The sequence below is a fragment of the Streptomyces sp. SL06 genome, from assembly GCF_058244745.1.
In genome coordinates, this window is the sequence record NZ_JBSYOT010000002.1 from 1,487,686 (window position 1) to 1,510,136 (window position 22,451).

General features: G+C 73.1%; 17 protein-coding genes and 1 pseudogene. 7 read left to right on the plus strand and 11 right to left on the minus strand.

Annotated elements, in window-relative coordinates; translation table 11 throughout:
* Positions 1–4 precede the first annotated feature (4 nt).
* Positions 5–385, minus strand: a complete 381-nt coding sequence (locus AC4IHM_RS06600; RefSeq protein WP_490866154.1) for a hypothetical protein — start codon at positions 383–385, stop codon at positions 5–7.
* Positions 386–519: 134 nt separating this feature from the next.
* Between AC4IHM_RS06600 and AC4IHM_RS06605 the strand changes: the two genes are divergently transcribed.
* On the plus strand, positions 520–1,338 hold the full coding sequence (locus tag AC4IHM_RS06605) for a rhomboid family intramembrane serine protease (RefSeq protein WP_490866155.1): 819 nt from the start codon (positions 520–522) through the stop codon (positions 1,336–1,338).
* A gap of 18 nt (positions 1,339–1,356) precedes the next feature.
* On the opposite strand, the gene AC4IHM_RS06610 is transcribed toward AC4IHM_RS06605, so the two are convergent.
* The 6 genes from AC4IHM_RS06610 to hemE form a co-directional block, all read right to left on the minus strand.
* Positions 1,357–2,565, minus strand: a complete 1,209-nt coding sequence (locus AC4IHM_RS06610) for an MFS transporter (protein WP_490866156.1) — start codon at positions 2,563–2,565, stop codon at positions 1,357–1,359.
* On the minus strand, positions 2,565–3,116 hold the full coding sequence (locus AC4IHM_RS06615) for a GNAT family N-acetyltransferase (protein ID WP_490866157.1): 552 nt from the start codon (positions 3,114–3,116) through the stop codon (positions 2,565–2,567). Before AC4IHM_RS06615 ends, AC4IHM_RS06610 begins: the two co-directional genes overlap by 1 nt.
* The gene (locus tag AC4IHM_RS06620) at positions 3,109–4,317 is read right to left on the minus strand and encodes a type III PLP-dependent enzyme (protein WP_490866158.1); all 1,209 of its coding nucleotides are present in this window, start codon (positions 4,315–4,317) and stop codon (positions 3,109–3,111) included. Before AC4IHM_RS06620 ends, AC4IHM_RS06615 begins: the two co-directional genes overlap by 8 nt.
* Positions 4,314–5,639, minus strand: coding sequence for a DUF6271 family protein (locus tag AC4IHM_RS06625; protein ID WP_490866159.1), 1,326 nt, complete (start codon positions 5,637–5,639; stop codon positions 4,314–4,316). The genes AC4IHM_RS06620 and AC4IHM_RS06625 overlap by 4 nt, the downstream gene beginning before the upstream one ends.
* The gene (locus AC4IHM_RS06630) at positions 5,621–6,694 is read right to left on the minus strand and encodes a phytanoyl-CoA dioxygenase family protein (RefSeq protein ID WP_490870775.1); all 1,074 of its coding nucleotides are present in this window, start codon (positions 6,692–6,694) and stop codon (positions 5,621–5,623) included. Before AC4IHM_RS06630 ends, AC4IHM_RS06625 begins: the two co-directional genes overlap by 19 nt.
* 799 nt (positions 6,695–7,493) lie before the next feature.
* On the minus strand, positions 7,494–8,561 hold the full coding sequence (gene hemE / locus AC4IHM_RS06635) for a uroporphyrinogen decarboxylase (RefSeq protein WP_490866160.1): 1,068 nt from the start codon (positions 8,559–8,561) through the stop codon (positions 7,494–7,496).
* Positions 8,562–8,712: 151 nt separating this feature from the next.
* On the opposite strand from hemE, the gene AC4IHM_RS06640 reads away from it, so the two are divergent.
* The 5 genes and pseudogenes from AC4IHM_RS06640 (at position 8,713) to AC4IHM_RS06660 (ending at position 15,406) form a co-directional block, all read left to right on the plus strand.
* Positions 8,713–9,390: a DUF3000 domain-containing protein gene (locus AC4IHM_RS06640; RefSeq protein ID WP_490866161.1), complete on the plus strand. Its 678-nt coding sequence runs from the start codon at positions 8,713–8,715 to the stop codon at positions 9,388–9,390.
* A gap of 334 nt (positions 9,391–9,724) precedes the next feature.
* Positions 9,725–10,390: a helix-turn-helix transcriptional regulator gene (locus tag AC4IHM_RS06645; protein WP_490866162.1), complete on the plus strand. Its 666-nt coding sequence runs from the start codon at positions 9,725–9,727 to the stop codon at positions 10,388–10,390.
* Positions 10,391–10,565: 175 nt separating this feature from the next.
* Positions 10,566–11,863: pseudogene (locus AC4IHM_RS06650) on the plus strand (HRDC domain-containing protein).
* A gap of 199 nt (positions 11,864–12,062) precedes the next feature.
* Positions 12,063–13,280 (plus strand): thiolase family protein, encoded by a 1,218-nt coding sequence (locus AC4IHM_RS06655; RefSeq protein ID WP_490866163.1) that lies wholly within the window; start codon positions 12,063–12,065, stop codon positions 13,278–13,280.
* Positions 13,277–15,406, plus strand: coding sequence for a 3-hydroxyacyl-CoA dehydrogenase NAD-binding domain-containing protein (locus AC4IHM_RS06660; protein WP_490866164.1), 2,130 nt, complete (start codon positions 13,277–13,279; stop codon positions 15,404–15,406). Before AC4IHM_RS06655 ends, AC4IHM_RS06660 begins: the two co-directional genes overlap by 4 nt.
* Before the next feature lie 75 nt (positions 15,407–15,481).
* Here the strand turns inward: AC4IHM_RS06660 and AC4IHM_RS06665 are convergent, their stop codons facing one another.
* On the minus strand, positions 15,482–17,059 hold the full coding sequence (locus tag AC4IHM_RS06665; RefSeq protein WP_490866165.1) for a PLL family lectin: 1,578 nt from the start codon (positions 17,057–17,059) through the stop codon (positions 15,482–15,484).
* A 41-nt stretch (positions 17,060–17,100) separates the two neighbouring features.
* Complete coding sequence (locus AC4IHM_RS06670; protein ID WP_490866166.1) at positions 17,101–18,213, minus strand: PLL family lectin; 1,113 nt, start codon at positions 18,211–18,213, stop codon at positions 17,101–17,103.
* A 190-nt stretch (positions 18,214–18,403) separates the two neighbouring features.
* Here AC4IHM_RS06670 and AC4IHM_RS06675 point away from each other — a divergent pair, with 190 nt between their 5' ends.
* Complete coding sequence (locus tag AC4IHM_RS06675) at positions 18,404–18,781, plus strand: PIN domain-containing protein (RefSeq protein WP_490866167.1); 378 nt, start codon at positions 18,404–18,406, stop codon at positions 18,779–18,781.
* 35 nt (positions 18,782–18,816) lie between these two features.
* Here AC4IHM_RS06675 and AC4IHM_RS06680 read toward each other — a convergent pair whose 3' ends face one another.
* Entirely contained in the window at positions 18,817–20,340 is a 1,524-nt protein-coding gene (locus AC4IHM_RS06680) for an amino acid permease (protein WP_490866168.1), read from the minus strand.
* Between the two features lie 137 nt (positions 20,341–20,477).
* Entirely contained in the window at positions 20,478–22,406 is a 1,929-nt protein-coding gene (dxs, locus tag AC4IHM_RS06685) for a 1-deoxy-D-xylulose-5-phosphate synthase (protein WP_490866169.1), read from the minus strand.
* Positions 22,407–22,451 lie beyond the last annotated feature (45 nt).

Sequence of the window (22,451 nt, forward strand, 5' to 3'; positions counted from 1 at the left end):
CCGACTACGCGGTCCCGTTGATCCGGTCGATGGCCTGCCGTGCCTGCTCGGCCGGGGGCCGCGACGGCAGGGACGAGACCGACCCCGGGCTGGACACCGACGCGGGCGCGGACACCGGCGCCGGGGCGGTCACGGGGGCCGGAGGACTCGCCGCGCCCGGCTGCTCACCGGCCGGCCTTGCGTGCGCGGCACCCCGCGTGGAGCGCAGCCGGTGGCTGACCGCCTCGTCCAGCGTCACCGGCCGCTGCATCTGCGCGGCCAGCCGCCCGGCCTCCTGGCCGAGCCTGGCCACGTCCTCCCAGGGCAGGTGCAGCACGAGAGCGACCTCGGCCTCGCCGTCGGGCAGGGCGTGCATCGCCGGTGCCGGTGTGACCCGTTCGTTCATCGCCTGATCCTCACGTCGTGTCCGCGCCCCGCCTTCCCCGGGCAGCGGGCGGTCGAGAGGGCATACGTACACACGGACGGCGGCGTTCAAGGGGCGAACCGGTTCACGGGCCGTCAGGTGGGCAGTAGTGTCTCGTGGTCATCCCCGTCCATGACGTGAACCCGGCGCGGCGCACCGCGTGGGTGACGTACGCCCTGATCCTCGCGAACGTCCTGGTCTTCCTGTTCACCCCGGGCATGGCGGGGTCCGCGACGGGCGACGGTTCTCTCGCGCAGCTGTGTCATCTCCAGGCCTTCCTGGACCGCTACGCGGCGGTGCCGCAGGAGTTGCTCCAGCACCGGATGCCCCGGCTGGTGCCGACCGGCGACACCGGGATCGGCCCGCAGGGGCCGGGCTGCGTGGTCGGCCCGCCGGACTACGACAAGTCCCCGGAGCTGAGCGTCCTGACGGCGATGTTCCTGCACGGCGGCTGGCTGCACCTGCTGGGCAACATGCTCTTCCTGTGGATCTTCGGCAACAACGTCGAGGACCGGATGGGCCACGTGCGCTACCTGCTCTTCTACGGCGTCTGCGGCTATGCGGCAACCTATGGCTTCGCCCTCCTCAACGCCGGCTCGAACGACCCGCTGATCGGCGCGTCCGGCGCGATCGCCGGGGTGCTCGGCGCCTATCTGGTGCTGTATCCGAGAGCCCGCGTGTGGGTCCTCGTCCCCTTCCTCGTCTTCCTGCCGCTGCGCCTGCCGGCCTGGATCGTGCTGGGCTCCTGGTTCGGCCTCCAGGCGGTCTACTCGTACGGCGGGGCGGTCTCCGACGCGGGCACCGTGGCGTACGTGGCCCATGTCGTCGGCTTCGTCGTCGGCATGCTGATCGCCTGGCCGCTGCGGCGGGGCACCCCTCCCCCGCCGCAGCCGCGCGGGCTGCTGTTCGGCCGGCGGGCCCGCCCGGGGTGGTGAGCGCCGGCCGGGGCACGCTCAGGCGGGTGAGGCCGCCTCGTCCGGGACGGCGGGCACCGGGGTCCAGCGGATGCGGGTGCTGCACAGTGCGACGGCGATCGCCGACGCGGCCACGGCGCCCATGCCCCACGACAGGTCGCTCGCGCCCGCGACGAACCCGATGAGCGGCGGGCCGGCCAGCAGGCCGGTGGTGCCCATGGCGGCGACCAGGGTCAGCGCGTCCGAGCCCTGCCGGGCCGCGGCGGCGTAGACGCAGGGGGTCACGGCCGCGATGCCGAGGCCCATGCAGGCGAAGCCGGCGAGGGCCGGGGCGACGCCGCCGCCGACCAGGGCGGCGGCGAGACCGGTACCGGCCACCGCGCTGCCCAGGAGGACGACGCGTCCGTCGCCCCAGCGGGCCCGCCAGTTGTCGGCGAAGAGGCGGGCCACGACCATCATGGAGGACACCACGGCGATGCCCAGCGGCGCGAGTTCCGCGGACGCCTCGGCGATGTCCTTCAGATAGAGGGCGGACCAGTCGTTCATGGCTCCCTCGGCGACCGTGCCGAAGACCATGGCGCAGCACATCCACAGGGTCGGGCGGGCGGGGACATTCCAGCGGCGGCGCGGCTTCGGCTCGGCCGGGGCGCCGGGGCCGGCCCCGGCGGCCGGTGTGTCGTCGTCGAGCAGGCCCGTCCGCGCGGACGCGCCCAGTACGGCGAGCAGGGCGACCGCCACGGCGAAGTGCGCGGCCACCGAGCCGGTCGCGGCGGTCATGCCGGAGGCGAGCAGGGCCGCGAGCAGGGAGCCGGCGCTGAAGGTGGCGTGCAGCCTCGCCATGGTGTTGCGCTCGTAGCGGGTCTCCAGGGCCGCGCCCTGCGCGTTCATGGCCACGTTCAGACAGCCGACGAGGACCCCGTCGGCGCACATCACCAGCAGGGCCGTCGGATAGTCCGGGGCCGCCGCCAGGGCGAACAGCAGCAGGGCAAGGCCCAGTTGGGACAGCAGGGCGAGGCGCCGCGAACCCAGGCGCCGCATCAGCCAGGCCACCAGGGGAAAGGACACCGCGGCGCCGACGCCCGCGGCCATCAGGAGCACCCCCACCTCGGCCGCGGTCAGGTCCAGGTCGGTCTTGATGGCCGGGATCCGCGCGGCCCAGGTGGCGTACTGGAAGCCGAGCGACAGGAACAGCGCGGCGATCGCCAACTGGCCGCGGCGGAAGGGGTCGTGGAGGCGGGGCACGCGCATCAGCTCACTTCGCGCAGGGAGCGGGGAGGGGACGGGGCGGTCCGGTGGTGCGGCACCGGCCTGGACATGTAGAGGGCCTGCCCGCCGTACGCGCCGGGGGGCACGGTCCCCGGGTGCGGCACGAAGCCGCGCGCCGACCAGAAGGGCTCGGTGCCCGCCACGGCGACCAGGGAGATCCGCTCGTCCCCGCGCGCTCGGGCGGTGCCGGCGAGGTGGTGCAGGAGGTGCCGGGCCAGCCCCCTGCGGCGCAGGTCGGGCGCCACGACGAGGTCGTGCAGATGGAGGTTCCCGGGCGGGAACGCGGTCGCGGCGTCCTCCGCCCGCCCCAGGTCCGGGTAGCGGTGGGGCGGGTAGGGCAGCGCCAGTACGTAGCCGGCGGTGCGGGGGCCGAGGTCGACGACGAAGCAGGTGTCCGGCGACGCCGCCGCCCGGGACCGCAGCGCGGTGCGGCCCTCCGACAGGCCGAGGCCGGCGTAGGCGTCCCGCTCCAGTGCCACCACGGCGTCCCAGTCCCGGTCGGCGAGGGGGCGTACGCGCACGGTCTCAGCCATCGGCGCCGGTCCCCTCCGGGCGGTCGGCCCAGGCGTACGGGAGCGGGGCGAAGCCGTTGAAGCCCTGGGTGGTGTAGCTGGTGGCGTACGCGCCGCAGGACAGCACCCAGACCGGGTCGCCCGAGGTCAGCGCCTCGGGCACCGGGACCAGTCCCTCCCGGTGGGAATAGGCGTCGTCGCTGTCGCAGGTGGGTCCCGCGACGACGGCCGGGACCCGGGGGCCTTCGGTGTGGCCGGGGAAGACCAGCGGGTACTGCAGCGCGTCCATCTCGTACAGCCCGTTGAACTTGCCGCAGCTCAGGTACAGCCAGTACCGCCGCTCGCCGTTCGGGCCGCGGCGTTCGGCGAGGCGGGCGACGTGGGCGCGGATCGCCCCGTGGTCGGCGACGAGGTGCCGGCCGGGTTCGATGACGAACTCCAGGGGGCCGCCGTGGATCCGGCGCAGCGCGTCGGTCCCCTCCCGGATCACCGCGAAGATCTTGTCAAGCGGCGGGTCGAGGGGCGTGCCGTGCCGGTCGCGGTAGCCGAGCGCGGGCAGCCCGCCGCCGAGGTTGACGTGGTCGACGCGGATGCCGCGCCGGCCCAGTGCGCGCAGCACGTCGCCGAGGACTTCCAGGGCGCCGTGCCACGCCTCGCCCGTCATCTGCTGGGAGCCGACGTGCACGGACAGGCCGGCCGGCACCAGTGAGGCGTCGCGGGCCCGTTCCATGACACGGACGGCGTCGCCGGGCGGGCAGCCGAACTTGTTGCTCAGCCCCCACACGGCACCCGCCCCGCCGGTCGCCACCCGGCAGAAGACCCGGGAGCCGGGGGCGTGGGCGGCCAGGGCGGCCACGTCCTGGAGGCTGTCGGTCGCGAAGGTGCGGACGCCCAGCCGGTACGCCTCGGCGATGTTCCGGTCGGACTTGACGGTGTTGCCGTAGTGCACGCGCCCGGCCGGCACCCCGGCCCGCAGCGCCTGCTCCACCTCGCCGGGGCTCGCCGCGTCGACGCCGGCGCCGCGGCGCGCCAGGGCGCCGAGGATCTCGTCGAGCGGGCAGGCTTTCATCGCGAACCGCACCTCGACGCCGGGTAGTTCGCGGCGCAGGGTGTCGTGGCGCCGCTCGATGCCGGCCAGGTCGTAGACGATCCGGTCCTCGGTGGCGGCGGCGAGGGCGGCGGCCAGGGGCTCGCTGAGCCCCGCGCTCGGCGCCGCGTTCACCCCGGCCGCCCGGACACGGGGGCCAGGGGTGTGGCCCTGGCCGCGCCGACCAGTCCCGCCCACGCCTCGGTCAGCAGCGCGAAGTCCGCCATGTCGCCGCGTGCCTCGTCGAGGAGGCGCTCGCGCCGGGTGGCCAGGAGGTCGGCGAACTCGGCGTACCGGCCGCCCAGTCGCCGGTAGGCGGCGTCGAGGGTGTCGAGCCGGCGGACGTTCTCCGCCGGGTCGAGGCCGGTGCTCTCGCGGGCCAGCGCCGCCACGGCCGAGGGGCGGGCCCGGCCGTGTTCGTCCAGCAGCCCGTCGCCCGCCTCGGCCATCCGGTCGTAGACGAAGTGGAAGTAGAGCATCGACAGGAGGAACTTGGCGAAGCGGGTCTGGTAGGCGAGGAAGCCGGGTCCCGTCCTGCGTTCGCCGGTGTGGTAGTTGACGATGTTCCGGTTGTGCAGCACTCCGGGCAGCCGGGCGTCGTGCACCAGGTGGATCAGGAAGTAGTCGCTGCCGATGGTGTCGCGGGCGGGCGGCAGCGGCACCCGTTCGCAGACGGTGTCCCCGTGGAAGGCGATGTTGCACATGTCCACGCGCATCGGGTCGACGACCGTCAGCAGCGAGTGGTCGGCCGCGAAGGGTTCGGTGCCCGCGCCGAGGAAGGACTCCTCGACCAGTTCCCGTTTGCGTTCGGCGGACCAGTGCTCGGGCGCCCACAGCGAGACGACCTGGTGGTAGACGGCGGGGTCGGCGTCGCGTATCCCGGCTATGTCCACGGAGAGTTCGCCCACGAAGGAGCCGCCCGCCATGGCGACCCGCCGCTCCAGGAGAGTCGCGGGCAGGTCCGACTCGGTGACGCGGGGCACGGCGTCGGCGGCGCGTCTGCCGAGGGAGAGCAGTTCGTGGTGGACGGGGAAGACGGTACGGCCGTCGACGCTCTGGTAGCGGCTGTCGGAGTCCCTGCGGTGGACGGACTCGCAGCCGAGGGCGGCCGCGATCAGGAAGGCGCGGTTGGTGCAGGCGCCGTAGGACAGGCCGTCCGGGAGCATCAGGTCCAGCAGCAGGTCGGGCTTGGCGCCGCCCGAGTGTGCCGTCACCCGTCGCAGGAAGTCGCGCTGGGCGGCCTCGTCGAGGTGGTGCGCGGTGACCCGGGGGTGTGCGGGCAGGCGGCGCAGGGCCTCGGCGTGGGCGGCGCGGTCCGGTGGCGGGCAGGAGTCGAGGACCAGGAGATGGACATCGGTGCCGAAGTGGTCGGCTGCGTACGCCGCTTCCCCGCCGACGGCCGCGATGGTGTCCGGGCAGTGCCGGTTGGTGGGCAGGGTCAGGCAGATGCTGCGCATGCGGCGTCCCCGGTGGCCTCGTCCTGGTCGGTGCGGGAGTCCGGGTGCCAGGACTTCAGGCCCAGCAGTCTGGCGCCCAGTTCGGTCAGTTCGGCCGGTCCGTAGCGCTCGGACTCGGGCCGGCGGGCGTCGCCGAGGAGGGTGGCGTTCCAGTCGGGGGTGGCGAGGGTGCGCCAGGAGTCGACGCGGGAGTCGCGCAGCGTCCGGTGGGTCTCCAGGGCGGGCATCATCGACAGGTACTGGACGGCGCGCACGCCGTCGCCCGAGACGTTGGGCGCGACGCCGTGGGCCAGCAGGCCGTTCCAGATGAGCAGGTCGCCGGCCTCCAGGTCGGGCCGTACGACGGGCATGTCGTCGCGGTCGATCGCGGGCCGGATCGGGTCCCGGTCGTCCGGCTGGAGGGCCCTCCAGCGGTCGAAGCGGCGGAACAGCTCGGGGCAGCACTGGAAGCCGCCGTGGTCCGGCTTGGTGTCGTTGAGCGCGATGATGCCCTGCACCCGCTGGGGCAGCACGCCGAGGGAGGTGTCCACGTCCCAGTGCAGCTCGATGTCGAAGCCGCGGTCCGGCTTGTCGATGAGCGCGCGGTCGCGGTTGCCGGTGTTGGGCGGGTTGAGGTTGAGCCGGTCCAGGGTGACCCACAGCTCCTCGCAGTCCCACACGTCGACGAAGGCGTCGTAGACGCGCCGCGCCTGGCGGCTGTCCCAGATGAGCTGGTGGTGGTACGCCTCGACGAAGCCGTAGATGTGCAGTTCCCGGTCGAGGTCGCTGCGGTACTCCCGCTCCTCGTACCAGGTGTCGGGGCGGTCCGGGTCGAGGCCCTGGAACTCCCAGGCGAAGTCGAGCAGTCGGCGCGCAGAGTCGGCGGGTACCGCCTGTCTGACGACGACGTAGCCGTACGTCTGCCAGTGGGCGAAGTCCTCCTCGGACAGCACCCGCAGCGGTCGTGTCTTGTCGAGGTCGCGCAGTTGCGTGCGGGCCAGGTAGGTGTCGGCGTCCGCGCTGAAGTAGGGCAGGTCCGACGGGGCTCGGTAGAGGTGGGGTTCGGGCGTCACCATGTGGTGCTCCAGATCCTCGCCGTCGCCCGGTGCGGGCAACGGCGGTGTGTACGACGGGGGTCGGGCCGTCGCACATGAGGTCGATGGGGGCAGCGGGGGCCCGCTCGCGTCCGGGGCGGGAGCGGGGCGACGAGGGCGGCTCGGAGGGACGGGGTTCTCCCGGCTCCGGGGTCGCCCGGTCCGCGCACTCATCCGGAATGGTCGTCTCGTCCGGGGCGGTCGTCACGGAAGTCGTCGTACGGAAGTCGTCGCCGCGGGAGCGGTCTTCGCAGCCCGGCGGCGGCAGGCGTCCGGCGCGGAAACTGGTGTCGCATGCGTCCCTCGCCGAACTTGCGCCTCACAATGGACTAGACCAAGTGGCGGTGTCAACACCCCTCCCGCACTGCCGAGTTACCGCTCCCCGGCGCCGCTTCCCCCTCTTGACAGGCCTGGTTAACCTGAACACGCGAGGGCTTGGTCTATACCAAAAAATGTCATCCGAAAGGCGCGTACGCCGATGACGGGACGGGTTGCCGGGGTGGAGTTGACGGCCGCGAAGAGCACGACGGAGGCCGGTCCGTCGCCGCCGGGGTGGACGCCGGCGAGCTGCCGGCGGACCGGCCGGCCGAAGCCGCGGGCCGGGTACGGGAGTTCACCGGCTGGTCGGCGGGGCTGCGGGTGGCCGGGTCCGCCGGGGAGCCGGCCGGGCACGGCATCGGCCCGGTCGCCGCGCGCCGCGCCGCACGTGGTCGGCCCGGGGCCGCCCCTGCTCGGCCGCGACCCGGCAACGGGGCTGCGGGGGTTCAGATCTGACGGGCCCTCAGTGCGCGGTCCGCGTGTGCACGTACTCCACGAGGCGGGTCAGCGCGTCCGGGTCGGTGGTGGGCAGGACGCCGTGGCCGAGGTTGAAGACATGGCCCTCCAGGTCCGCCGCCGCGTCCAGAACCTCACGGGCCTTGGCCTCGACCGCCTGCGGGCCGGCGAACAGGACGGCCGGGTCCAGATTCCCCTGGAGCGCCTTGCCGGGGCCGACCCGGCGGGCGGCCTCGTCCAGCGGGACGCGCCAGTCGACGCCGACGACATCCGCGCCGGCCTCGCCCAGGAGCCCGAGCAGTTCGCCGGTGCCCACGCCGAAGTGGACGCGCGGCACGCCGTACCCGGCGACGGCCTCGAAGACCTTGCGGGAGGCCGGCATCACCGAGCGGCGGTAGTCCGCGGGCGACAGGGCTCCGACCCAGGAGTCGAAGAGCTGGACCGCGCTCGCGCCCGCCTCGATCTGCACCTTGAGGAAGGCGGCCGTGATGTCGGCCAGCCGGTCCAGGAGGTCGGCCCACAGTCGCGGGTCGCCGTACATGAGGGCCTTGGTGTGCTCGTGGTTGCGGGACGGACCGCCCTCCACGAGGTAGCTCGCGAGGGTGAACGGCGCGCCCGCGAAGCCGATCAGCGGGGTGGCGCCCAGCTCCCGGGTGAGCAGGCCGAAGGCCTCGGTGACGTAGGAGACGTCCTCGGGGGTGAGGTCGCGCAGCCGGGCCAGGTCCGCGCGGGTGCGGATCGGCTTCTCGACGACCGGGCCGACGCCCGGCCTGATGTCGAGGTCGACGCCGATGGCCTTGAGCGGGACCACGATGTCGCTGAAGTAGATCGCGGCGTCCACCCCGTGCCGGCGCACCGGCTGGAGGGTGATCTCGGCGACCAGTTCCGGGCGGGTGCAGGACTCCAGCATCGGGATGCCCTCGCGCACCTTGCGGTACTCCGGCAGTGAGCGCCCGGCCTGCCGCATGAACCACACGGGGGTGTGCTGCACCGGCTCACGCCTGCACGCGCGGAGGAACGCGGAGTCGTACGTGGCGGTCGGCTGCTTGCCCGCGGGGCTCTGGTTGGCACTCACACCGGCAAGTCTCGCATGCCCCCGGGACGGCGCCCGACCACGGGTGGGGCGGCCCCCGCACGCCCTCACGGGACCGCGTGATCCGGACATCGCGCCCGCACGCGGGTGTCCCTCCCTGCGCCGAGCCGTCGTTCCGCTTAATGTTCCCCGCATGGCTGCGGCTCAGGGACGACTGTCGGACGGCGCTGGCGGAATGGACGAACCGAAGGGTACCGAGGAGGACGCCCGGCATACGGGAGATACGGCACCGCCGCCCTTCGCGGCCGCCGTCGAGGCGCTGAGGGCCGCGCGACTGCGGCCGCAGATCGAGGTGGAGGCGACGCGCGCGCCACAGCGGCTCGCCCCGTACGCGTACGCGCTGGAGGCCGCGGTCGTCGACGGCGAGGAGGACCTCGCGGACGGCCGGCTGGTGCTGCTGCACGACCCGGCCGGTCACGACGCCTGGCGGGGCACCTTCCGGCTGGTGACGCTGGTGCGGGCCGAGCTGGAACCGGAGATGGCCGCGGATCCGCTGCTGCCGGACGTGTGCTGGTCCTGGCTCACCGGCGCGCTCCAGGCGCGCGGGCTGACGTACGGCGAGCCCAGCGGCACCGTCACGCGGGCGAGTTCCCACTACTTCGGAGGGCTCTCGGCGCGCCCGTCGGCCTCGCAGATCGAGATCCGGGCGTCCTGGACTCCGCGCGAGGGCCTGGGCGGTGTCCCGGACACCGGGGCGCATCTCATCGCGTGGTGCGACCTGCTGGCCCAGGTCGCGGGTCTGCCGCCGGCCGCGCCGGGCGACGCGTCGATCGTCACGCTGCCGCAGCGGCGGGGCCCGCAGTCCCGCTGAGCCCTGCCCGCTTCCCCCGCTTCCTCTCCTCCCGTTCCCTCTTCCCACCTGTCTCTTCCCTCCTGTCTCGTCACCCGGGCTCGTCCGGCCCGGGAAACGTTCCGTCACTTTGTCGACACAGCCACTTTCGGTCTCGTATCGACAAAGTGCGGACCCGTTCGATCTTCGAATGATCGACCGCGTGTCCGATTTGCTCGGATTGTTACTCACCAGATCGTGATCTTTCTCTAAAGGAGGACGGGTTCGGTGCCGAAGACGACTGTGACCTTGAAAGCACGGTTCGTCCCGGCTTCACCCCCACGAGCCGGCCCCGTCCCGAACCCCAGGAGGCCTGGTGTCCGTTCTCCTCGAGCAGCCTGCAAGCCTGGTCGCCTACCGCCCGAACAAGCCGACCGCCATGGTGGTCGTGGCCGATCAGCGCGTCCGTTCCACCGTCACCCGCCATCTGTGGGCGCTCGGTGTGCGCGACGTGATCGAGGCCTCGTCCGTCGCGGAGGCTCGTCCCCGCATCGGCAACCCCCGCGACATCTGCGTCGCAGAAGTGCATCTCCCCGACGGCTCCGGTCTGACCCTGCTGTCGGAGACCCGCGCCGCGGGCTGGCCCAACGGCCTCGCCCTGTCCGCCGCCGACGACATCGGCGCCGTGCGCAACGCCCTGGCCGGCGGCGTCAAGGGCTACGTCGTCACCGGCACCCGTACCAACGTCGGGCTCCCCACCCGGCCGGGCGCCGCCCCCATCGGAGCCGCGGCGGCCCGCCTGCACCACCGCCGTCCCCCGGGTGCCCCGAGCCACCCGGGCGGTTACCGCGAGCTGTCCGGCCGCGAGGTGGAGGTGCTGCGGCTGGTCGCGGAGGGCCAGTCGAACAAGGCGATCGGCGTCTCCATGGGCCTGTCCGCCCTGACCGTCAAGAGTCACCTGGCCCGCATCGCGCGCAAGCTCGGCACGGGCGACCGCGCCGGGATGGTCGCGGTGGCGCTGCGCACCGGCATCATCCACTGACCGTCCCGACCCCGCCCCTTCCCCTCCCCCTCTCCTTTCCCTCTCCTCCCCCTCTCCTCCGTTTCCCCTCCATGGAGCCGGTCTCCCACCGGCCTGACTGGTTTACGACCCCCCGGCGCCCGCCGACGGAACGTTCCGTCGGCGGGCGCCGTCGATCCACCGATACCCTTGACAGGTGACCGACGCCCACGAAACCGCAGCAGACCGTTCACTGCGAACCACCGGAGGCGCCCCTCCGGACGACGCCGGATCTTCTGCGAGTCAGGCGCCGACCCCCTTGCTCGAACCACGCGAGGGTGTGCCACCGGTGATCGCCGACGCGACCGCCCTCGCAGAGGTGACCGCCGCCTTCGCCGCCGGCAGCGGCCCCGTCGCCGTCGACGCCGAGCGCGCCTCCGGCTACCGCTACGGCCAGCGCGCGTACCTGGTGCAGTTGCGCCGCGCGGGCGCCGGGACCGCACTGATCGACCCGGCGGCCTGTCCCGACCTGTCCGGGCTGGGCGCGGCGATCTCCGACGCGGAGTGGGTACTGCACGCGGCCACCCAGGACCTGCCGTGTCTGCGGGAAATAGGGATGGTGCCCACCCGGATCTTCGACACCGAGCTGGCCGGGCGACTGGCCGGTTTCCCGCGCGTCGGCCTGGGCGCGATGGTGGAGAACGTCCTGGGCTTCGTCCTGGAGAAGGGCCACTCGGCCGTCGACTGGTCGACCCGCCCGCTGCCCGAGCCCTGGCTGCGCTACGCCGCGCTCGATGTCGAGCTGCTGGTCGACCTGCGCGACGCGCTGGAGAAGGAGCTGGACCGGCAGGGCAAGCTGGAGTGGGCCAGGCAGGAGTTCGACGCGATCGCCTCCGCCCCGCCGGCCGAGCCCCGCAAGGACCCCTGGCGCCGCACCTCCGGCATGCACAAGGTGCGCCGGCGCCGCCAGCTCGCCGTCGTGCGGGAGCTGTGGCAGACCAGGGACCGGATCGCGCAGCGCCGGGACGTCTCCCCGGCAAGGTGCTCGGGGACGCCGCCATCGTCGAGGCCGCACTCGCGCTGCCGCCCAACGCGCACGCGCTGGCCGCGCTGCACGGGTTCGGGCGGGTGAACCGCCGGCAACTGGAGCAGTGGCAGGTGGCGGTGGACCGGGCCAGGGCGCTGTCCGAGTCGCAGTTGCCGCAGCCCGGCCAGGCGGTGACCGGTCCCCCGCCGCCGCGGGCGTGGGCCGACAAGGACCCGGCCGCCGCGGCCCGGCTGTCCGCCGCGCGGGCGGCGGTGACCGCGCTGGCCGAGCGGCTGAACATGCCGCAGGAGAACCTGATCACGCCCGACACGGTGCGCCGGGTCTGCTGGGAGCCGCCCGCGATCGTCGACGCGGAGTCCGTGAGCGCGGCGCTCACCGGACACGGGGCCCGGCCCTGGCAGGTGGCACAGGTGACGCCGGTACTGGTGACGGCGCTGAACCAGAAGGAGCCCCAGGAGGAGTCCTAGGCTCCGGGAGTCCTGGGCGCGCGCGGCGGCGAGTTCCGGCCAAGAACCAGGAGGGAACGGTGGGCCGACGGTGTGACGTTCGCCGCTCCCGCCGGGGGGACTGGGCAGCTACGTTACCCACAAGTAGCATGGGGCTGAGCGCGCGCTCAGTGCATGCGTGCCGCAGCAGTGCCATCCCGCACCCTGGAGGAGAGCCATCGTGCCTCGTACCGTCAGGGACGTCGTCTTCGTAGACGGCGTCCGCACCCCGTTCGGCAAGGCGGGCCCGAAGGGCATCTACCACGAGACCCGCGCCGACGACCTGGTCGTGAAGGCGATCCGGGAGCTGCTGCGCCGCAATCCCGGTCTCGACCCCAAGAAGATCGACGAGGTCGCCGTCGCCGCGACCACGCAGATCGGCGACCAGGGCCTGACCATCGGCCGCACCGCCGGCATCCTGGCGGGCCTGCCCACCTCGGTCCCCGGCTACTCGATCGACCGCATGTGCGCGGGCGCCCTGACCGCCGTCACCTCGGTGGCCGGCTCCGTCGCGTTCGGCGCGTACGACATCGCCGTCGCGGGCGGTGTCGAGCACATGGGCCGGCACCCGATGGGCGAGGGCGTGGACCCGAACCCGCGGTTCGTCAGCGAGAAGCTGGTCGACGAGTCCGCCCTGTTCATGGGCATGACCGCGGAGAACCTGCACGACCGCTACCCGAGCATCACCAAGCGGCGCGCCGACGAGTACGCCGTGCGCTCGCAGGAGAAGGCCGCCAAGGCGTACGCCAACGGCCGGATCCAGGCCGACCTGGTGCCGATCTCGGTGCGCCGCACCAACGAGGAGGCCGGCGAGACGGGCTGGGGCCTGGTCACCGCCGACGAGCCGATGCGTCCGGGCACCACGCTGGAGAACCTGGCCGGTCTGAAGACGCCGTTCCGGGTGCACGGCCGGGTCACCGCGGGCAACGCGGCCGGTCTGAACGACGGCGCGACCGCCTCCCTCATCGCAAGCGAGGACTTCGCCCGCGAGAACGGCCTGCCGGTCAAGATGCGCCTCGTCTCCTACGCCTTCGCGGGCGTCGAGCCGGAGGTCATGGGCTACGGCCCGATCCCGGCCACCGAGAAGGCCCTCGCCAAGGCGGGCCTGTCCATCTCCGACATCGGTCTGTTCGAGATCAACGAGGCCTTCGCCGTCCAGGTCCTCGCCTTCCTGGAGCACTACGGCATCGCCGACGACGACACGCGCGTCAATCAGTACGGCGGCGCCATCGCCTTCGGCCACCCGCTGGCCTCCTCCGGCGTCCGGCTGATGACGCAGCTGGCCCGCCAGTTCGAGGAGCAGCCGAACGTCCGCTACGGCCTGACCACCATGTGCGTCGGCTTCGGCATGGGCGCGACGGTCGTCTGGGAGAACCCGCACTTCGAGGGGGACAAGTGAGCACCACCGCAGAGCTTTTGAAGGGTGCGGCCGAGCTGTTCCCCGGCGAGGTCGTCACCCAGGCGCACGTACGCCACTTCGACCTGCCCCAGGGAGCCGGCCGCTTCGCGCTGATCACCCTGGACAACGGCCACGACCACACCAGGCCGACCACGCTCGGCCCGCAGTCGCTGGCGAACATCGACGCCGCGATCGACCGGGTCGAGAAGGAGGCCGCGGCCGGCGAGATCGTCGGTGTCGGCGTCACCGGCAAGCCGTTCGTCTTCGCGGTCGGCGCCGACCTCAAGGGCGTCGAGCTGCTGAAGCGGCACGAGGACGCGCTGGCCATCGGCAAGGGCGGCCACGACGTACTCAAGCGCCTCTCCAAGCTGGCCGTGCCGTCCTTCGCGTACTACAACGGCGCCGCCATGGGCGGCGGCGTGGAGATCGGCCTGCACTGCACCTACCGCACGGTGTCGGCGGCCATCCCGGCGTTCTCGCTCCCCGAGGTCTTCCTGGGCCTCGTGCCCGGCTGGGGCGGCTGCACGCTGCTGCCGAACCTGATCGGCGCGGACAAGGCCGTCTCGGTCATCATCGAGAACAGCCTGAACCAGAACAGGCAGCTCAAGGGCGGGCAGGTCTACGAACTCGGCATCGCGGACGCGATCTTCGAGGGCGCCGACTTCCTTGAGCAGTCGCTGCTGTGGACCACGTCCGTCCTCAAGGGCGAGATCGCCGTCGAGCGTCCGGCGATCGACCGCGGCGAGGCCTGGGACCAGGCCGTCGCGAAGGGCCGCCTCATCGCGGACGGCAAGGTGCACGGCGCCGCCCCGGCCGCCTACCGCGCCCTGGACATCATCGCCGCCGCCAAGAACGGCGACCTCCAGCAGGGCTACGACGCCGAGGACCGGGCCCTCGCCGACCTGATCATGGGCGGCGAACTGCGGGCCGGCATCTACGCCTTCAACCTGGTGCAAAAGCGCGGCAAGCGCCCCGCCGGCGCCCCGGACAAGTCGCTGGCCCGCCCGGTCACCAAGGTGGGCGTGGTCGGCGCCGGCCTGATGGCCTCCCAGCTCGCGCTGCTCTTCCTGCGCCGCCTGGAGGTCCCGGTCGTCCTCACGGACATCGACCAGGAGCGCGTCGACAAGGGGGTCGGCTACGTCCACGCCGAGATCGACAAGCTGCTCGGCAAGGGCCGCGTCGACCAGGACAAGGCCAACCGCCTCAAGGCCCTGGTGACCGGCGTCCTGGACAAGGCCGAGGGCTTCGCGGACGCCGACTTCGTCATCGAAGCGGTCTTCGAGGAGATGGGCGTCAAGCAGAAGGTGTTCGCCGAGGTCGAGGCGGTCGCCCCGGCGCACGCGATCCTCGCCACCAACACCTCCTCCCTCTCCGTCTCGGAGATGGCGTCGAAGCTCAAGCACCCCGAGCGGGTCGTCGGCTTCCACTTCTTCAACCCGGTCGCGGTCCTCCCGCTCCTGGAGATCGTCCGCGGCGAGCAGACCGACGACGCCGCGCTGGCCACGGCGTTCGGCGTCGCCAAGAAGCTGCGGAAGACCGCGGTACTGGTCAAGGACGCCCCGGCGTTCGTGGTCAACCGCATCCTGACCCGCTTCATGGGCGAGATCCAGAACGTCATCGACGAGGGCACCCCGGTCGCCGTCGCGGAGAAGGCGGTGGAGCCGCTCGGCCTCCCGATGTCTCCGCTGGTCCTGCTGGAGCTGGTCGGCCCGGCGATCGGCCTGCACGTCTCGGAGACCCTCAACGGGGCCTTCCCCGAGCGCTTCACGGTCTCCCCGAACCTCAAGGCGGTCGTCGAGGCGGGCAAGCGCGGCTTCTACGTCTACGACAGCGGCAGGCCCGAGCTGGACCCGGAGGTCGCCGCGCTCCTCAAGCAGGGCGACACCGTCCTGACGGAGGAGCAGGTACGGGCGCGTGTCCTGGACGCGGTCGCCCAGGAGATCGGCCTCATGCTCGACGAGCACGTCGTCGCCGAGGCCCAGGACATCGACCTGTGCCTGATCACCGGCGCCGGCTGGCCCTTCCACCTGGGCGGCATCACGCCGTACCTGGACCGCGAGGGCGTCTCCGAGCGCGCCGCCGGAAGGCGGTTCCTGGCCCCGGGGGTCGCCTCGGTCCCGGCGTAGCCGCGCCGGACTCCGACCCGTGCGAAGAGGGCTCCCGCGGTGTGCGGGGGCCCTCTTTCCGGGTCAGGCGGGGTGTCAGGCGGGTCCCGCCGCGGGCCGCCACTCACCGAAGGCGAGCCCGCTCTCGTCACCGGTACGGCGGCTCACGCTCAGGAGCGTCCCGGGCGCCCGGGACGCCACGGCAAGGTGCCCGGACCGGCTCACCGCGGCGGACGCCGCGCCGTGCGCGGAGCCGCACCCCAGGTCCTGCCACCGCACCCCGTCCTCCGGCCGGCCCTCCGGATAGGCGCCCACCGAGCAGGTGCCGCCGGGTCCCGGGCGGACGAGCAGGGAGTGCGGCGAGCCGTCCACGCGCACTCCCCGCACCGCGGCGAGCGGGCCCGTCCCGTCGGTGTCGCCGAGCGGACAGGCCGCCCGCGCGCCCGGACGCCACAGATGCGCCCGGCCGGAGTGCAGGTCGCGGAAGAGGACGGCGCCCGGTTCGGGGGCGGGCGCGAGCGTGCCCGGGAGCGGGGTGAACGGCGGTGTCCCGGCCTCGGCCCAGCCCTCGTCCCCCTCGGAGCACCAGCGGACCACCGAAGCGCTGTCACGGGCCCGTGCGTAGACCTCGACGCCGCCGTCCGACGCGGTCACCGCGACGAGGTCGTCGGCGACCCGGGTGCCGCCCAGGTGCTGCCACTTCGACCACGCGCCGTCGGTGGAGCGGGAGCGGCAACTGATGCTGTGCCCGAAGTTGCGGGCGAAGACGAACAGGTTGCCGGACGCGTCGAACGCGGCGGCGGGGAAGCCGACCTCCCGCCCCTTGCGCCACGCGCCGAAGTTCGGTCCGCCCAGCGTGTGCCACGGTGTGACCTGCCCGGTGCGGTACTGGGCGGCGTGCACGATCTCGACCGTCACCTCGCCGCCACCGCCCACGCTGCGGCGCAGGCCGAACAGGTGCGGCAGCCCGTAGGGGTCCGGCACCACGGTGAGACCCGGCACCAGGCCGCCGCCCTCCACGGTCCACGGCCCGGCCCACGGGCCGCCGGGCGTCTCCTCCCACCAGGTGACCACGCCGGCGGCCGTCGGCAGGAACGCGGTCAGCCGGCCGTCGAAGCCGGCGGACAGCCAGTTCGCGGGCGCCGGATACCGCCGGGCAGCGCCGGCGCCGGATCCCGGGCCGGTTCGCGCGCGGTGGCACTCGACGTACAGCGGCAGCCCGCTCTCCCGCTGCCACGCACCGGCCGCGGCGAGCGCGGCGGCGGCGAACTCCGCGTGGCCCGGGGGCTCGTCGTACACCGGCATGCCCTTCGCCTCGTCGACCGAGACGTGTACGGGGTCGGGGTCCAGCGTGTGCAGCCGCTCGGGAGCGATGTCCCGCAGTTCGCCGAGGAGGGCCGCCACCGGGTCCGCGGCGCTCTCCCTGAGCACCCTGACGCCGCCGGACGTGTCGCAGCCGCGCGCGGCGGCCCCGGCCAGGGCCCGGTCGGCCGCGCCGCGGGCGTCCTTGCTGCCGTGGCGCCGGCAGACGAGCACGATCCGCGCCCCGGGCGGCTGCCGCTCGACGAGGGGCACGGCGTCCGCCGGTTCGGGGACGACGACGGCGACCGTGTGGGCCGGTGGCCGGCCCGGTGCGGCGGCGGCCGACGGGATGCGGTCGGACCTTGGTGTCATGCCCTCACGTTCCTCGGCGCGGGGGCTGGTCCCCGGCACGGTCATAGCTTGGTCCAGTCGCTCAGCGTCAGCCCCGGGCCGTCCTCCTGGCGGGCCAGGCCGAGGGAGCCGTCCGGGGAGGCGACGAGCACGACGACCCGCCCGTCCGCGTCGCGGGCGAGGACGGGGTCGCCCAGGCAGGGGACGCCGGTGTCGGTCCACCACACGCCGTCCCGCTCCTCCTCGGCGACACACACGCCCAGCACGACCCGGCCCGCGGCGTCGCGGTGGGCCAGCACCGTGCAGAGGCGGCCGTCGAGGGTGGCGGTGAGCGCCGCGTGCCGTCCGTCGCCGGGTGTGCCGCCGACGGGCACCGGCGGCTCACCGGCCCGTGCGGCGACGATCCGGCCGCTTCGCAGGTCGGTCAGGTAGTGGGTGACCCTTCCCGGGGAGGTCTCCACACCGGTCACGGAACCGGGCAGTGGGACGGCTTCGAGGTCGGGGCCGCGCTCCAGGGCCGCGCCCGGCTCCGGCTGGAACCAGGTCAGGGCGCCGGTGCAGGTGGGCGCGAGCAGTTCCACGTGTCCCGTGGAGGTGGCCGTCGCGGCGGGGGTGTCCAGCACGGCGGTGACCTTGAGGTCGCGCCACGGCTCCCAGGCGCCCTTGGCGTTCTCGCGTCTGAGGGCGACGTGCCCCTCCATCGTGGGCACGAAGGCGTACAGCGTGCCCGCGGTGTTCACGGCGGCGGCCGGCGCTCCCATCTGCGCCGTGCGCTCCCGCTTGGCCTGCGGATTGCCGACGGTCCGCCACTCGCTCATCGGGCGGCCGCTCTGGTACTGGATCGCGTAGACGAGGTCAACGTCGAGGGGGTGACCGGCGCCCCTGGACCTGCGGCCCAGCAGGTGGGCATAGCGGTTGCGGCCCTGGACGACGGTGAGGTGGGTGATCCCGGGCGCGGACAGCGCGTCCGGGCCCAGCCACGTGGTGCCGCCGGGCCGGCTCTCGGTCCAGCGCAGGACCTCGCCGCCCACGTGCGCGTACACGATGAGCCGGCCGTCGTGCCCGAGGAGCAGCCAGGGTCCGGACCGGACGGCGGGCAGCCGGCCGGCGACACCGCCCGTCCCGGGGTCGGCGGGCTGCCGTGGCCCGCTGTCGCGCACGGTGCTGGCCCGCATGATCCGCCCTCGTCCTTCCTTGTCGTCGGCCGGGCCGGAACCCGGGCCCCGACGCCGCGTCACAGGTCGGCCGGCGACGCGTCCCGGGGTGCCGGGCGCCCGTGCCGGGCGCACCCTCCGCCGTGACCACGCATCTCATCGGCCAACCGGATCTTCCCACATACCGAAACGCGCGTGCGACCCTGGCACCATGAGCGACAGCGGATCTCTTCTCCTGGTCGTCGATGCCGCGAACGTCGTCGGGTCGGTGCCCGACGGGTGGTGGCGGGACCGGCGCGGGGCGGCGGAGCGGCTGCGGGACCGGCTGGCGGCGGACGGGGTGGCCGGGCGGGACGGGCCGGTGGAGATCGTTCTCGTCGTCGAGGGCGCGGCCCGCGGGGTGGAGTCCGTGCCCGGCGTACGGGTGGAGTCGGCGCCCGGCAGCGGCGACGACCACATGGTCGAACTGGTCGCCCGTGCCGCCGGCGACCGCCCCGTCCTGGTCGTCACGGCCGACCGCGAACTGCGCCGCCGGGTGACGGAACTGGGCGCGGAGGTGGCCGGCCCCCGGACGGTACGACCCCTGTGACACGCCCCGGCGCCGGCCGCGCTTATGGGCCCCCGTTACGGCGTGTCCCCGCCGGACGGCTTCGGTGAGGTCGCCGCCGGTTCGTCCCCGCCGTGGGCCAGGCGGCTGTGGGTGCGGCCGTAGAGGAAGTACACGACGAAGCCGATCGCCATCCAGACGGCGAACCGGACCCAGGTCTCGGCGGGCAGGTTCAGCATCAGCCACAGCGACGCGGCCACCGACACGATGGGCAGCAGCGGGACCAGCGGGGTGCGGAAGGCGCGGGGCAGGTCGGGGCGGGTACGGCGCAGGATGATCACGCTCATCGCGACGACGACGAACGCGAACAGGGTGCCGATATTGACCAGTTCGGCCAGCTCGCTCAGGCTGGTGAAGCCGGCGACGACGGCGATGACCGCGCCCAGCAGGAGGGTCGGCCGGTACGGCGTCCGGAACTTCGGGTGGACGCGCGAGAAGAAGCGCGGCAGCAGTCCGTCACGGCTCATCGCGAAGAACACCCGGGTCTGCCCGAGCAGCAGGATCATGCACACCGTGGTCAGGCCCACCGCGGCGCCGAAGCTGATCACACCGGAGAAGAAGGGATGCCCGGTGGCCTTGAACGCGTCGGCGAGCGGGGCGTCGACGGACAGCTGGGAGTAGTGCTGCATGCCGGTGACGACAATGGAGACGGCGACGTACAGGACGGTGCAGATGACCAGGGAGCCGAGAATGCCGCGCGGCATGTCGCGCTGCGGGTTCTTGGTCTCCTCGGCGGCCGTGGCGACGATGTCGAAGCCGATGAAGGCGAAGAAGACGACCGAGGCGGCCGTGAAGATGCCCATCACCCCGAAGTTGGACGGCGCCCAGCCGAACATCAGCTGGATCAGCGGGGAGTGCAGTCCCCCGCCCGCCTCCACCGTCTGCGCCTTTGGGATGAACGGGTCGTAGTTGGCACCCTTGATGAAGAAGGCGCCCGCGATGATCACGACGAGGACGACGGCGACCTTGATGGCGACGACGACCGAGGTGACCCGCGCCGACAGCTTCATGCCGAGCACCAGGATCCCGGTGAGCACCAGCACCAGGGCGGCGGCGAGGATGTCGAAGCCGAATCCCTCGGCACCGTCCCTGCCGCCCAGCTCCGCGGGCATGTGCCAGCCCGCGTTGTCCAGCAGCGAGCGGATGTAGCCCGACCAGCCGACGGCCACCACCGCCGTGCCGAGGGCGAACTCCAGGACCAGGTCCCAGCCGATGATCCAGGCGGGCAGTTCACCGAGCGAGGCGTAGGAGAAGGTGTACGCGGAGCCGGCCACCGGGACGGTGGAGGCGAACTCGGCGTAGCACAGGGCGGCCAGCGCGCAGACCACACCGGCGACCACGAAGGCCAGGGCCACGGCGGGCCCGGCGTTGTTCTTGGCGACCGTGCCGGTCAGTACGAAGATGCCGGTGCCGATGATGACGCCGACGCCGAAGACGGTCAGGTCGAGCGCCGACAGGGATTTCTTGAGCGCGTGCTCCGGTTCCTCCGTGTCACGGATGGACTGTTCGATCTTCTTCGTCCTGAAGAGGGTGTTGCTCACGGGGACCTCCCACGCTTGTCGTCCTCGACATGATCGAGAGGGGGCGTACTGCGTATGCCCCGGCGTGGGCGTTTTCACGCGGATGGGCCGCTTCCACGACTGCAACGAGTGGTGGAGGCGGCCCATCCGGCGGAACGTCAGTCGCGCGCGGCCTCCACCGGGTCGGCCTCGGCGCCCGTGCGCTCGTAGCGGCCGTCGAGCCGTGCGACCAGGCCGGTGACCTGGCGGGCGATGTCGGGGGCGGTGAGCCCGATCTCGGCCAGGACCTCGCCGCGCGAGGCGTGGTCGAGGAAGCGCGGCGGGATGCCGAAGTCACGCAGCGGCACGTCGACGCCGGCGTCCCGCAGGGCCTGGGCGACGGCGGAGCCGACCCCGCCCACGCGGGAGTTGTCCTCGACGGTGACGACCACACGGTGCCGTTCGGCGAGCGGGGCCATGGCCTCGTCGACGGGCTTGACCCAGCGCGGGTCGATCACGGTGGTGGAGATGCCCTGCTTGTTCAGCAGGTCCGCCACCTCAAGGCACATCGGCGCGAGCGCGCCGACGGAGACCAGCAGGACGTCCGGGGTCTCGGTGCCGGGGGCGCGCAGCACGTCCATGCCGCCGACCCGGCCCACGGCGGGTACCGCGGGGCCGACGGCGCCCTTGGAGAAGCGGACCACGGTCGGCGCGTCGTCCACCTCGACGGCCTCGCGCAACTGGGCGCGGACCTGGTCGGCGTCGCGCGGCGCGGCCAGCCGCAGTCCGGGGACCACCTGGAGGATCGACATGTCCCACATGCCGTTGTGGGAGGCGCCGTCGGTGCCGGTGACACCGGCGCGGTCCAGCACGAACGTCACCCCGCACTTGTGCAGGGCCACGTCCATCAGCACCTGGTCGAAGGCGCGGTTGAGGAAGGTGGCGTACACGGCGAAGACCGGGTGCACCCCGCCGTGCGCGAGGCCGGCCGCGGAGACGGCGCCGTGCTGCTCGGCGATGCCGACGTCGTAGACGCGGTCGGGGAAGGCCTTGGCGAACTTGTCGAGGCCGACCGGCTGGAGCATGGCGGCGGTGATGGCGACGAGGTCCTCGCGCTCCTCGCCGAGCTTCACCATCTCCTCGCCGAAGACGCTCGTCCAGTCGGCGCCGGAGGTGGCGAGGGGCAGGCCGGTGTCGGGGTGGATCTTACCGACGGCGTGGAAGCGGTCGGCCTCGTCCTGGAGGGCGGGCTGGTAGCCGCGGCCCTTCTCGGTGAGGCAGTGCACGATGACCGGGCCGCCGAAGCGTTTGGCCCGGGTGAGGGCGGACTCCAGGGCCTCCAGGTCGTGTCCGTCGATGGGACCGACGTACTTGAGGCCGAGGTCCTCGAACATGCCCTGGGGGGCGATGAAGTCCTTCAGGCCCTTCTTGGCGCCGTGCAGGGTGTCGTAGAGCGGGCGGCCGACGACCGGGGTGCGCTCCAGGACCTCCTTGGTGCGGGCCAGGAAGCGCTCGTAGCCGTCGGTGGTGCGCAGGGTCGCCAGGTGGTTGGCGAGGCCGCCGATGGTGGGGGCGTAGGAGCGCTCGTTGTCGTTGACGACGATGACGAGGGGGCGGTCCTTGGCGGCGGCGATGTTGTTGAGCGCCTCCCAGGCCATGCCGCCGGTGAGGGCGCCGTCGCCGATGACGGCGACGACGTGGTCGTCGCGCCGCAGGACCTGGTTGGCCTTGGCGATGCCGTCGGCCCAGCCGAGGACCGTGGAGGCGTGGCTGTTCTCGATGACGTCGTGCTCGGACTCGGCCCGCGAGGGGTAGCCGGACAGGCCGCCCTTCATCTTCAGCCTCGAGAAGTCCTGGCGGCCGGTGAGCAGCTTGTGCACATAGGACTGGTGGCCGGTGTCCCAGAGCACCTTGTCCTTCGGCGAGTCGAAGACCCGGTGCAGGGCGAGGGTCAGTTCCACCACCCCGAGGTTGGGGCCGAGGTGGCCGCCGGTCTTGGAAACGGCGTCGACGAGGAAGGTACGGATCTCCTCCGCCAGCCGGCCCAGCTCTTCCAGGCTGAGCCGGTCCAGATCGCGCGGTCCCGTGATGCGGGTCAGCAGCGGCACCCGTGCCTCCTTGCAGTAGAGCTGTTGCCGGGCTTGTCGAGTCTA